The 11,797-nt window shown below is 73.1% G+C and carries 11 protein-coding genes and 1 pseudogene; 3 read left to right on the top strand and 9 right to left on the bottom strand.

Annotation, left to right across the window (positions count from 1 at the left end; translation table 11 throughout):
* Positions 1 to 58 precede the first annotated feature (58 nt).
* Both LB823_RS06515 and LB823_RS06510 read left to right on the top strand, forming a co-directional pair.
* Positions 59 to 646, top strand: a complete 588-nt coding sequence (locus LB823_RS06515; RefSeq protein WP_224645954.1) for a DUF2628 domain-containing protein — start codon at positions 59 to 61, stop codon at positions 644 to 646.
* A 340-nt stretch (positions 647 to 986) separates the two neighbouring features.
* Positions 987 to 1,547: a LysR family transcriptional regulator gene (locus LB823_RS06510; RefSeq protein WP_224645953.1), complete on the top strand. Its 561-nt coding sequence runs from the start codon at positions 987 to 989 to the stop codon at positions 1,545 to 1,547.
* 22 nt (positions 1,548 to 1,569) lie between these two features.
* On the opposite strand, the gene LB823_RS06505 is transcribed toward LB823_RS06510, so the two are convergent.
* From LB823_RS06505 to dacB, 5 genes are read right to left on the bottom strand one after another with little or no spacing between them, the layout of a single operon-like run.
* Positions 1,570 to 2,883: an amidase gene (locus LB823_RS06505; protein WP_224645952.1), complete on the bottom strand. Its 1,314-nt coding sequence runs from the start codon at positions 2,881 to 2,883 to the stop codon at positions 1,570 to 1,572.
* Positions 2,880 to 3,446, bottom strand: coding sequence for a hypoxanthine phosphoribosyltransferase (gene hpt, locus LB823_RS06500; protein WP_068524691.1), 567 nt, complete (start codon positions 3,444 to 3,446; stop codon positions 2,880 to 2,882). Before hpt ends, LB823_RS06505 begins: the two co-directional genes overlap by 4 nt.
* Positions 3,443 to 4,399 carry a tRNA lysidine(34) synthetase TilS gene (gene tilS, locus LB823_RS06495; protein WP_224645951.1) on the bottom strand — a complete coding sequence of 319 codons (957 nt, stop codon included), beginning with the start codon at positions 4,397 to 4,399 and terminating at the stop codon, positions 3,443 to 3,445. The genes hpt and tilS overlap by 4 nt, the downstream gene beginning before the upstream one ends.
* Positions 4,378 to 5,424 carry a zinc-dependent metalloprotease gene (locus tag LB823_RS06490; RefSeq protein WP_224645950.1) on the bottom strand — a complete coding sequence of 349 codons (1,047 nt, stop codon included), beginning with the start codon at positions 5,422 to 5,424 and terminating at the stop codon, positions 4,378 to 4,380. Before LB823_RS06490 ends, tilS begins: the two co-directional genes overlap by 22 nt.
* Positions 5,415 to 6,785 (bottom strand): D-alanyl-D-alanine carboxypeptidase/D-alanyl-D-alanine-endopeptidase, encoded by a 1,371-nt coding sequence (gene dacB, locus LB823_RS06485; RefSeq protein WP_224645949.1) that lies wholly within the window; start codon positions 6,783 to 6,785, stop codon positions 5,415 to 5,417. Before dacB ends, LB823_RS06490 begins: the two co-directional genes overlap by 10 nt.
* Positions 6,786 to 6,892: 107 nt before the next feature.
* Here dacB and LB823_RS06480 point away from each other — a divergent pair, with 107 nt between their 5' ends.
* Complete coding sequence (locus LB823_RS06480) at positions 6,893 to 7,396, top strand: inorganic diphosphatase (RefSeq protein WP_068523642.1); 504 nt, start codon at positions 6,893 to 6,895, stop codon at positions 7,394 to 7,396.
* Between the two features lie 68 nt (positions 7,397 to 7,464).
* On the opposite strand, the gene LB823_RS06475 is transcribed toward LB823_RS06480, so the two are convergent.
* The 4 genes and pseudogenes from LB823_RS06475 to LB823_RS06460 all read right to left on the bottom strand — a co-directional run bounded on the left by LB823_RS06475 (position 7,465) and on the right by LB823_RS06460 (position 11,710).
* A complete protein-coding gene (locus LB823_RS06475; protein WP_224645948.1) occupies positions 7,465 to 8,139 on the bottom strand; it encodes a hypothetical protein in 675 nt (224 codons plus the stop codon).
* 35 nt (positions 8,140 to 8,174) lie between these two features.
* Positions 8,175 to 9,293, bottom strand: coding sequence for a tRNA guanosine(34) transglycosylase Tgt (locus LB823_RS06470; RefSeq protein WP_224646036.1), 1,119 nt, complete (start codon positions 9,291 to 9,293; stop codon positions 8,175 to 8,177).
* Between the two features lie 282 nt (positions 9,294 to 9,575).
* Positions 9,576 to 11,237: pseudogene (locus LB823_RS06465) on the bottom strand (MDR family MFS transporter); the annotation flags it as partial.
* Positions 11,234 to 11,710, bottom strand: coding sequence for a MarR family winged helix-turn-helix transcriptional regulator (locus tag LB823_RS06460; protein WP_224645947.1), 477 nt, complete (start codon positions 11,708 to 11,710; stop codon positions 11,234 to 11,236). The pseudogene LB823_RS06465 and the gene LB823_RS06460, both read right to left, overlap by 4 nt.
* Between the last annotated feature and the right edge of the window lie 87 nt (positions 11,711 to 11,797).

Raw genomic sequence — 11,797 nt, 5'->3', positions numbered from 1 at the left:
GTCGCGTGGGTGCGCCCTGAGCGAACAACGTCCGTTTCGTGAAGTTTAAGCTGCTCCGGTGACCGACAACAGCGCACCGCCCCCGTACCCGTCCGGCCCGGAGGACCCCTACGGCCAGCAGCAGTACGGACAGCAGCCGTACGGGCAGCAGCAGTACGGACAGCCGAACCCGTACGCCCAGCAGCCGTACCCCGGTCAGCAGCCGTACCCCGGTCAGCAGCCCTACCTGGGGCCGGCCTCGGTCGACGTGCCGGAGCGCTGGCGCAGCCGGTTCGACTTCTTCGCCCGCTACGGCCAGCCCGCGTCGTCGCCGGAGGCCACCGCCGCCTTCAAGCAGCTGTCGTTCGGGCAGCGCTTCCGCCTGGGCTTCAACGGACCGGCGTTCTTCTTCGGCCCGATCTACTACGCGATCAAGGGCCCGTGGCGGAAGGGCCTGAGCCTGTTCGGCATCGCGGTGGGCATCGTCGTGCTCATCGGCCTGGTCGAGACCGCGCTGGACTTCACGTTCCCCGCCGTCTCCTACGGCATCGCGACCGGCCTGCTCTACCAGAGCGTCGCGAACTGGGCCTACTTCCTCCACGTCACCCGCGGCAGCACCAGGTGGAACCCCTTCGAGGGGACACCCATGTTCCGCAAGCGCACCTGACCAGCCCTCGGGTGGTGGGCGCCTGACCGCCGGGCGGGTCGACAGCACGCGACGCCGCAAGCCCCTCAGGACTGCGACCCCGGCTCGAACGTGCCGTCGGCGCCGTAGCCCGATACCGCTCACTCCTGTCCATACAGAAAATGAATATTCGCAGGTCCGGACAGCCACCACGGCTCCCACCAGCGACTATTCATTTTCTGTATGGACACCGCGCAGAAACACCCACGTCTTCCGCGTCACTCGTCCGTCGACCGCCCCTGCCGTTCCGCGCCGCAGCACCCCCTTGCAACCGCAGCGATTCGACCGCGCAGGTCAGGCTGCCCGACATAGAGTCGCGCGCATGTCTGAGATCGACCGGTTCCGGCTGGTTCTCGCCGTCGCGCGCAGCGGAAGTATCAGCGAGGTCGCGCAGCTGACGGGGCTGTCGCAGCCCACCGTCACCCGTGCCGTGAGGGCGACGGAACGGCTCGTCGGATTCCCCTTGTTCCACCGCACGCCGGACGGGACCCTCCCCACCGGCGACGCCGCCAAGGCGTTCCGGCGGATCGAAAGCATCCTCGAGAACTACGACGCCCTCGCCTCCCTCGACGACTCCCCTGTCACCGTCCTGCGGTTCGCGTACCGCGAGGGCGAGCTCCCCACGATCCTCGACAGCGCGATGGCGCACTGGAACCGCGAGAAGATGCTGCCCGCGAAGCTGATCGAATGCGCGGACCCTGTTGCAGAGCTGCGGGCCGGCGGCGCCGAGTTCGCTGTCGCGCCCTACTCGGGAACGCCGTTCCCCGACGGGCTCGACCACCGGCCGCTGCGGATCATCCGCACCGCGCGACTCGACCTGGTCTACGCCGCTGCGCCGACCGGTCCGATCGACGAGTTCCTGCAGGCCCTCGCCCTCGCGTGACGGGCCCTGCGGCGACCCGCCCTCAGACCTCGATCTTCGCGGCCAGCGCGAGCAGGTCCGCCTCGCCGCCGGGGCGGGCGACGAGCTGCACGCCCTCGCCGAGGAAGGGCACCGTCATCGCAGGCCAGCCGACGAGGTTCCACAGCGGCGGGTACGGCGCGTAGGCGAGGCTGGGGATCGCGCTGGCGGCCCAGGGCAGCTCGGCGTACCGGCGGGCGGGCGCGGGCCGGCGGGCCAAGGCGGGCGTCACGAGCACGTCGACGCCCTCCGCGGCGAAGAACCGCTCGAGCGAACTCTCGAGCCGGGCCGCGTCGGCGGGCCGGACCAGGCCGCGGCGCGCGACGGCCCGGCCGAGGGCGGCGTGCCGGCGAGTGCGGGCCTGCAGGAGCAGAGGGTTCGCCCCGCGGGCGACGATGTCGTCGGCGTCGGTCGCGGCGGCGGCCGCCCACCGGGCGAGCAGCGGCAGCGGCGACGCGGGGTACGGCACCTTCACGTCGCGGACCGCGTGCCCGCTCTCGGCGAGCCGATCCGCGGCGCCGCGCACGGCCCGCGTGATCGCGCGGGAGGTGAACGTCAGGGCCGTGGGCCGATTGAGGCCGAGCCCCACGCGCAGGCCGGCGCCGTCGCCGACGGTCGCGAGCTCGGGGCGCCCGGCGAGAACGGACAGGCCGAGGGCCGCGTCCTCGACGGTGCGCGTCATCGGCCCGTTCTCGGACATGCCGAACCAGTTCGTGGGCCCAAGCTGCGCGGGCACGACGCCGCGGCCGGGCTTGATCGCGACGATGCCGGTGCAGGCCGCGGGGCCGCGCAGCGAGCCGAGGCCGTCGTTGCCGTGCGCGAGCGCGACATGGCCCGCGGCCACGACGGCGGCGCTGCCGCCGGAGCTGCCGCCCGCGGTGCGGCCGGGCCGGTGCGGGTTGCCGACGACCTCGCGGGCGTCGTCCGTCATGGCCCACAGGCAGAGCTCGGGGACGCGCGTCAGGCCGACCACGACGGCGCCGGCGGCGCGCAGCCGCTTCACCACGGGGTGGTCGGCCTGCTCGATCGGCAGCCCCGCGCCGCAGGCCTCGGAGACCCCGTCGAGCGTCCGGTGGCCGGAGACGGCGACGTTGTCCTTGATCGCGATGGGCACGCCGGCGAGCGGCAGCGAGTACCGGTCGGACCGCGCGTCGACCGCGGCGGCCTCGGCGAGCGCCTGCTCGGGGCGCAGCACGCGCCAGCCGTGCACGGCGGCGTCGTCACCGATGCGGGCCAGCGCCTGACGGGTGGCGTCGACGGCGGTGAGCCGGCCCGATCGCACCCGCTCCGCAGTGGCCGCAGCGGTGAGCAGGGTCATTCGCTGTAGACCTTGGGCTCCAGCACGCCGATGTACGGCATATCGCGGTAACGCTCGGCGTAGTCCAGGCCGTAGCCGACGACGAACTCGTTGGGGATGTCGAAGCCGACCCACTTCACGTCGACCTCCACGCGCACGGCGTCGGGCTTGCGCAGCAGGGTGACGACCTCGAGCGAGTTCGGCTGCCGGGTCGCGAGGTTGCGCAGCAGCCAGCTCAGGGTGAGGCCGGAGTCGATGATGTCCTCGACGATGAGCACGTCGCGGCCGGCGATGTCGCGGTCGAGGTCCTTGAGGATCCGCACCACGCCGGAGCTCGACGTCGACGAGCCGTAGCTGGACACCGCCATGAACTCGAGCTGGGTGGGCACGGGCAGCGCCCGGGCCAGGTCGGTCACGAACATGACCGCGCCCTTGAGGACGGTGATCAGCAGGAGGTCGGTCTCCCGATCGCCGTACTCCTCCGCGATCTGCGCCGCGAGCTCCGCGGTCCGCTGCTTGATCTGCTCCTCGGAGAGGACCACCGAGGCGATGTCTCCCGCGTACAACTCACCAGTGCCGTTCACCACGCTCTCAGGATGCCACCTGCCCGCTGCACTTGCAGCCGCCGCCCCGCACTTCCGCCCGGGATCGCCGTCGGGCCCTGCCCGCGCCAGTCGGTGACGAGGGCGTCGACGGCCGCGAGGTGGGCGGCCGTGAGGGCACGCGCGCCGCACCCGGCGAGCCAGGTCCGCAGCACCCGGACCCGCAGGGCCGCAGGCAGTCCCGCGATCTCGTCCACCGCCAGCTCGGGGCCCGACGGTGCCGGGGCCAGCGCGTCGAGCGCGTCGTTGTCGGCGCGCAGCGAGGCGGCGGTGCGGGCGAGGGACTCGGCCACTCCCCCGCCGAGCACGTCCTCGAGGAGCGGCAGTACCTCGCTCCGCACCCGCACGCGGGTGTACCTCGGGTCGAGGTTGTGCGGGTCCTCCCACGGGGTGAGCCCCAGCTCCGCGCACGCGGCCCGGGTGTCGGCGCGGCGCACGCCCAGCAGCGGGCGGCCGTACGGCGTGGCCCAGGCCGCCATCCCGGCGAGCGAGCGCGCCCCGCTGCCCCGGCCGAGGCCCAGCAGCACCGTCTCCGCCTGATCGTCGAGGGTGTGCCCGAGCAGCACCGGGGCGCCGTCACGGGCGGCGTCGAGGGCTGCGTACCGGGCTACGCGGGCGGCGGCCTCGGGCCCGCCGGCACCGTCGACCACGACGGGGAGGACGTCGGCCCGGCGCGCCCCGAGGTCGCGGGCGGTCGCGGCGGCGGTCGCGGCCACGGCGGCGGAGCCCTCCTGCAGTCCGTGGTCGACGACGAGGGCGATCACGTCGAGGCCCTCCGCGAGAGCGCCGGTGAGCAGGGCGAGGGAATCCGAGCCGCCGGAGAGGGCGACGGCCACCGTCGGGCCCGATCCGTGGGCGGCGTGCCAGGCCCGGACCGCGTGCCGCACGCGCAGCGCCGCCGGCCCGGGGCGGCTCACAGGACCCGGGCGATCCATCGCTGCGGCTCGTCGAGCTCGTCGGGCAGCGGCAGCGTCTCGGGGCCGGTCCACACGCGGTTGAACCGCTCCATGCCCACCTCGGCGACCACGGCGTCCACGAACTTCTTGCCCCGCACGTACTGCGCGATCTTCGCGTCCATGCCCATCAGGGCGCGCAGGAGCCGCTGGAACGGGTTCGACGGTGCCGCGCGCCGCCGGTCGAAGGCGGCGCGGATGGTCGCGACGGTGGGGATCACGGCGGGCCCGGCGGCGTCCATGACGTGGTCGGCGTGGCCCTCGAGCAGGGTGCCGAGCATGAGCAGCCGCTCCACCGCGGCGAACTGTTCTGGCGGGGCGGCGATCTCGAGCACGCCGATGATGCCGCTGTTGCGGGCGCCGCCGGACAACGCCCGCCGGGTGCGGGCCAGGAGATCGCCGACGGAGCCTGCGCCGGCCGTCCCGGCGAGCGCGGCGACGTTCTCCCGCATGTAGTCCCGCAGCCACGGATTCGCGGCGAACTGCACGCGATGGGTCACCTCGTGCAGGCACACCCACATGCGGAAGTCCTCGGGCCGCAGCCGCAGCGCCCGCTCGACGGCGAGCACGTTGGGCACGACGAGCAGCAACTCGCCGCCGGCGACGCCGAACGGGTCGTACTGGCCCAGAACCGATCCGGAGACCATCCCGAGCATGGCACCGGCCTGCACGCCCGCGAGGCGGGCGCCGAGGCCGGGGTGCCCCGCATCGTCGGGTTCGATGAGCGCCTCCATCGACCGGGCGGCCGCAGAGACCCATGCGCGCCGGTCCACCGTGCGGGCGGGCGGCACCACTCCCGGGGTGACGAGGCCGGTGACGCGCAGGACGTGCTCCTCCGCGGCGACGGCGTCCGCGAGCAGTTCCTCGGCGGCGCGCTCGCGCGTGTAAGCGGTGGTGGCGGGGCCGTCGCCGAGGACACCCGCCACCCGGCGGCCGGACGCCGCGACGAGCGCCCAGTCCACCTGCGCGCGTACCGACTTCGGCTCGTCCATGGCGATCAGCGGCACCCGCAGCCGCGAAGCGCGGCGGTCACGGCGTCCATGGCGGGCCGGGCCACGTCGACCGGCGTACCGGAGGACATGAGCGTGAAGGTGAGCACCGCACCGTCGCGCCCGGGGACGTAGCCGGCGAGCGTGGAGACGCCCGACAGGCTTCCCGTCTTGGCGCGGACGTAGCCGGCGCCGGGGCGGTTAACGGTGGTGTACCGGTCGGCGAGGGTGCCGGTGGCGGCGGCGACCGGCAGCAGGTCCAGCAGGGGCCGCAGCTGGGGCTTGGCCGAACCGGCGGCGGCGGTGACGATGCCGTCGAGCACCGTCGCGGGGATGCGGTTGGCGTTGGACAGGCCGCTGGTGTCGGAGAGCTCGACGCCGGTGAGGTCGAAGCCGGCGTTCCGGAGCGCCCCGGTGACCGCGCGGGCGGCACCGTCGAAGGAGGCGGGCTGGTTCGTGGCGAGCGCGACCTCGCGGCCGATGGCCTCGGCGAGCACGTTGTCGGAGTGCACCAGCGCGTCGTGCAGCCGGGTGCTGAGCGGGGCGCTGCGGACGGCGGCGAGCTGCACGGCGCCCTGCGACGCGGTGCCCTCGGCGACGGCGGTCGGCGGCAGGCCGAGCGCGGCGGCGAGGGCGCGGCCGGCGGTCAGCGCGGGGTCGGTGACGCGGGGCGAGTAGTCCTCGGCGGGCCGGATGCGGCCGGAGTCGGCGATGAGCGACTGCAACGGGGTGATGTCGCCGCCCGCGATGTCGGCGCGCTCCCAGCCGCGGGCGAAGTCGGTGCCGGTGAACAGCGAGGTGTCGACGACGACCTTGGTGACCGTCGTGCCCGCGCGGCGGATCTGCGCGGCGAGGTCGGCGATCTTCGGCGCGTCCGTGAAGAGCGACGGTCCGCCGGCGCGCAGCGTCGGATCGCCCGCGCCGACGAGGACGACCTCGCCTGGGACGGCGCCCGCGACCACGGTGGTGGTGATCCGCTTGTCGGCGGGCAGGGTCAGCAGCGCGGCGGCGGCGGTGAGCACCTTGGTGGTCGACGCCGGGGTGCGGGGGCGGGTGGCGTCCCGCTGCCACAGCACCTGCCCGGTACCGGCGTCGGCGATGACGCCGGTGAAGTCGCCCAGGTCGGGATTGCGCAGGGCCGCCTCGATCTGGGCGGTGATCCCAGCGGCGCTCGGCGCGACGGTGCCCGCGACCTGCGCGATCGCGGGACTGTAGGGCGCCTCGGCGGGGCGCGGCGGCACGGTGTCCGCCACGGCCTGCCGGTCGCGGTAGACGCCGTACCCCAGGGTGGCCGCGACGGCGCCGCCGACGACCAGCGCCAGCACGACCACGGTGATCGCGAGGCGCAGGAGGGTCCGTCGAATCCGCGAGCGTCGCACCGCACCACCCTAACGGCAGCCCGGAACCGGGAGCGGAGTGAGCGGGTCGGACCGGGTTCGCAAAGGGTATCCTCGTCGTGCATGGTTGACGCGAGCGAAGGGAAACAATGAGCGTCGAATTCGAGGTCACCGTCGAGATCGCCAAGGGCTCGCGGAACAAGTACGAGGTGGACCACAAGACCGGTCGGCTCAAGCTGGACCGGTATCTGTACACGGCCTTCGGCTACCCCACCGACTACGGCTACATCGAGGACACCCTGGGTGAGGACGGCGACCCGCTGGACGCGCTCGTGCTGCTGCAGGAGTCGGTGATCCCCGGATCGCTGGTCGACTGCCGCGCCGTCGCGATGTTCAAGATGGAGGACGAGAAGGGCGGCGACGACAAGGTGCTCGTCGTGCCCGCCGGCGATCCCCGCTGGGACTCGGTCCAGGACATCGGCGACATCGACAAGTTCGAGTTGGACGCCATCGAGCACTTCTTCGTCCACTACAAGGACCTCGAGCCCGGCAAGTTCGTCAAGGGCTCGACCTGGGTGGGCAAGAAGGAGGCCGAGGAGGAGATCGCCCGGTCGATCGCCCGCGCCGAGACCGCCGGGTCCGACGCGCACTGACACCGTGAGACGCGAAGCGGCGGCGAGGATCTCCTCGCCGCCGCTTCGCGTCTGTCCGGGCTTGCGGGCTACAGCTTGCCGGCGACGCGCCCCAGGATCTCCTCGAAGCCGGCCTGGTCGATCTTGCCGTCGGCCCCCGGGTTGGCGGTGACCATCGCGACCACGCCGCCCTTGCTGAAGTAGGCGGTGCGGGCGCCGGCGGACTGCCCGCTGATCGTGCGGGTCATCTCGAGCACGAAGCCCGTGCCGCCGACGTTCGCGGGCAGGTCCTTGCGGACGGCGGTCTGGGTCAGCGCATCGCCGTACTTCACGGTCGCGCACTCCCCCGTGCCGGCGGCCTCGAAGACGTCCAGGCGCGCCGAGCCCGGCAGCAGCGTGACGCCGTAGACGGCGGCGTCGCCCTTCGCGATGTTCTGCTGGACGCCGAACTTGATCGTCTCCACGACCTCCTGCTGCGCGGCGACGTTCTTGTCCTTGCAGCCCGCGGGCGTGATCTGCGCCGCCTGCACCTGGCCGACGGAGTTCATGGCGCCCTGGAAGGCGTCGTCGCTCGACACGGTGGTCAGGGTCAGCCCCGCGGGCAGGTCAGCCTGGGCGAGCGCCTTGGCGGGCACGTCGACGTCCGGGGCGGCGGACGACGGTGCCGCCTCGTCGCTGCTCCCGCCGCAGCCGGCGAGCAGGAGGCCCGACGCGGCGAGCGCCGCGAGGATGCCGAGGGAACGGGTCTGGTCACTGCGGCGCAACGGCTTTCTCCTGCCGATCGGGGTAGCGGATCGGGCTAGACCTTACCGAACCGCCGCAGGAACGACGCGGTGAAGGCCGGGTAACCCCCGTCGCGGATCGCGCGGCGCGCGGCCGCGGCGAGGGACACGAAGAAGTGCTCGTTGTGCAGGGTGCACAGCGTCACGGCGAGGCCCTCGTTCGCGGCGAAGAGGTGGTGCACGTAGGCGCGGGTGAAGGCGTCCGTCCGGTTGGGCCCGCCCGGGCGCCCCTCGGCGGGATCGAGCGGCCGGAAGTCCGCGCGCAGCGCGGGATCGGTGACGTCGAGGACGCCCGTCGAGGTGTAGACGCGGCCCTCGGCGCCGGCCCGCGCGGGCTCGGTACCGTCGAGCAGGTCCACGCCCGCCTCGATCGCGGCCAGCAGATCCGCCGGGCCGGTGATGCCGCCGAGGTAGCGCGGACGGTCCGTCTCGAGCTCGCCGACGACGGCGCGCAGCAGCGCGGTCTCGTGGGCGGGGGCACCGACGCCCTCGATCCGGTAGCCGCCGAAGCCCAGTCCGCCGGCCCGCCGGTCCTCGTCCGCGAGCCTGCGCAGTGCGCGGGCCGCGGACCGTCGACGCTCGGGATCCGCGCCGCCGGTCACCACGGCCCAGAGCGAGAGGGCGTCGTGCCGGTCCGCGGTCTGCCAGGCGTGCTCGGCGAGCGCCCGGCGGGCCCAGCGCTCGGTGCGCGCGGGGTCCTCCGCGTCGGCGAGGGCGAAGGCGACGTCGAAGCCCATGCGGTGCGCGAGGCGGACCGTCTCCTCGGGGTCCCAGCGGTGCGGCGAGCCGTCGAGGCGGCCGCGGAAGGCGATGCCCTCGTCGGTGATCCGCGTCTTGCGCTGCTCCGCGACGGCGGCGACGCCGGTGTCGGCGATCGTGGGTGCCGCCCAGGCCATGGCGGCGCCGATGCCGCCGGCGCCCTCGATGACGTCGACACCGGGCTGCAGGTACAGCTCGTGCAGGTCGACGGTCAGCGCCGCGGCGCCGAGGTCGGTCAGCTCGCGCGGGGTGAGGCCGGCGATCGCGCCGCGGCTCGCCACCGGCACGTAGGCGGGCGTGGCGATCTCGCCGCGGGGCAGCACCATCCGGCCCGATCGGGCCCCGCCGGGACCGGTGGCTTCGACGGCGAAGCGCACGGAGTCGGTGGTGCCGGAGGCGCGCAGCCGGGTGTTGCCGGCGATCGCCCGGTAGCCGGTGCGCAGCTCGGCGAGTTCGGCGGCGAGCGAGGCGTTCTGGGCCCGGAGCTCGTCGATCTCGGAGCGGGAGGCCGCGGCCTGCGCGGGCGTGGGCGGTGTGGGGACGGGGCCGGTGGGCGGTTCGGTCACGATCTCCTCCGTCGCTGCTGTGCCCGCCACGGATGCCGCGGCGGCGCTGATCTCCGCGGTCTCGATGCTGTCAGGCGTCGCGGCGGCGCCGGCCTCTGGGGTGGTCGCCTCGATGGCCGGGGCGGTGCGCAGGGGCACCGCCTTCCAGAACAGTACGAGGACCAGGCCTATCGCCGCCAGCACGGTGACGGCGAGGAAGACCACGTCCATGGAGTCGGCGAACCCGGCCTTGAGCGGGTGCACCAGGGTGTCGGGCAGCTTCTGCAGCGCGGAGGTGTCGGACATGACGTCGCTGACGGCGCTGGAATCGCCGTGCACGAGCTTCGTGGCGAAGTCCTGCGCGGCCGGGCCGTCGTGGCCGGCGGCGGCGCGCTGGACGGCGGCCGTGTACTCGGGGTCCGCGGCCGCATCGGTCATGCGGCTGCTCATCTTGTGCGGCATCTGCGAGAACAGCACGGAGAGGAAGACCGCGACGCCCAGCGTGCCGCCGATCTGGCGGAAGAAGGTCGCGGCGGCGGTGGAGACGCCCATGTCGCGCGGCGGCAGGATGTTCTGCAGCGCCAGGGTGAGCGGCTGCATCAGGTTGCCGAGGCCGAAGCCGATCACGGCCGCACCCGCCATGACGTAGCCGATCTGCACGTCCGCGCTGATGTAGTGCATGCCGAACATGCCCGCGGTGAGCAGTACCGCGCCGATGATCGGGAAGACGCGGTAGCGGCCGGTGCGGGAGATCACCTGGCCGGCCAGGATCGAGCCGAGCATGAGGCCCGCGACCATCGGCAGCATGAGGAAGCCCGCCTTCGTCGGGCTGGCGCCGCGGACCACCTGGAAGTACTGGGGAAGCAGCGAGATCCCGCCGAACATCGCGGCGCCCACGACCATCGAGATGAGCACGCCCTGCGCGAAGATGACGTTCTTGAAGATGCGCAGCGGGATGATCGCGTCCTCGCCCATGTACTTCTCGATGGCGATGAACGCGACGACGCCGACCGCACCGATGGCGTAGCAGGCGATGGCCCGCGTCGAGCCCCAGCCCCACTCCTGGCCCTGCTCGGCGACGATGAGCAGCGGGACCAGGCCGACGGACAGCGCGACCGCGCCGAACCAGTCGATGCGGACGCCCTCGCGGCGGGTGTGCGGCAGGCGCAGCACGCGGGAGACGACGGCGAGCGCGACGATGCCGATCGGCACGTTCACCAGGAAGACCCAGCGCCAGCCGGCGATGCCGAGGATGTTGTCGGCGCCCGAGAACAGGCCGCCGAGCACGGGGCCGAGCACCGAGCTGGTGCCGAACACGGCGAGGAAGTAGCCCTGGTACTTGGCGCGCTCGCGGGGCGGCACGATGTCGCCGATGATGGTGAGCGCCAGCGACATCAGGCCGCCGGCGCCGAGGCCCTGGACCGCGCGGAAGGCGGCCAGCTCGTACATCGACGTGGCCGTGCTGCACAGCAGGGAGCCGATCACGAAGACCGTGATGGCGAACATGAAGAAGGGCTTGCGCCCGTAGATGTCCGACAGCTTGCCGTACAGCGGGGTGACGATCGTCGAGGTGATGAGGTACGCCGTGGTGACCCACGCCTGCAGCTTGTAGCCGTTGAGATCGTCCGCGATGGTCCGGATCGCGGTGGAGACGATCGTCTGGTCGAGCGCGGCCAGGAACATGCCGGTCATGAGCCCCGACAGGATGTAGAGGATCTGCTTGTGCGTGAGGCCCGCGCCCGCGGTCTCCTCCTGCTGGACCGTCGCGGCGGTCACTCGCCTTCCCGCATCAGCTTGAGGGCCTGCTCGAACTGCACCAGCGCCCGGTTCCCGAGCGTCACGAACTGGTCGATCTCCTCGTCGGTCCACTGCTCCATGAGGGGCCGGAGCTTCTCGTTGCGCTGCTGCCGGATGAACTCGACCTTGGCCTCCCCCGCCTCCGTCGCGGAGACGAGCGCCGCCCGGCGATCCGAGGGATCGGCGGTGCGCTCGGCGTAGCCCAGGTTGGTCAGGGTGGTCACGTACCGGCTCGCGGTGGACGGGTCGGTGTGGATCTGGTCCGCGAGCACGGACGAGCGCATGGGCCCGCCCTTCACCAGGGCGAAGAGCGCGGTGTACGCCGCCAGTTCGACGCCGTCCGGCGCGACCGCGTGCCGCGTCATCACGGCGTGCCGCTCCTTGAGCCGGGTGAGCTCGGCGATCACGCCGACGATCCCCTCGATCCGGTCCGCCCGTTCCTCGTCCGTCATCACGCCTCCGCAGGTCCCGTCCGCCCACGTCGCCGTGTTCGGACATGCAAAACTACGTGCAGCCTACAACTATTAGGAGAACTAGTC

Origin of the sequence: Tsukamurella sp. M9C, assembly GCF_020169415.1 — a bacterium.
Taxonomy (GTDB): domain Bacteria; phylum Actinomycetota; class Actinomycetes; order Mycobacteriales; family Mycobacteriaceae; genus Tsukamurella.
This window is presented reverse-complemented; position numbering and strand designations above follow the sequence as displayed.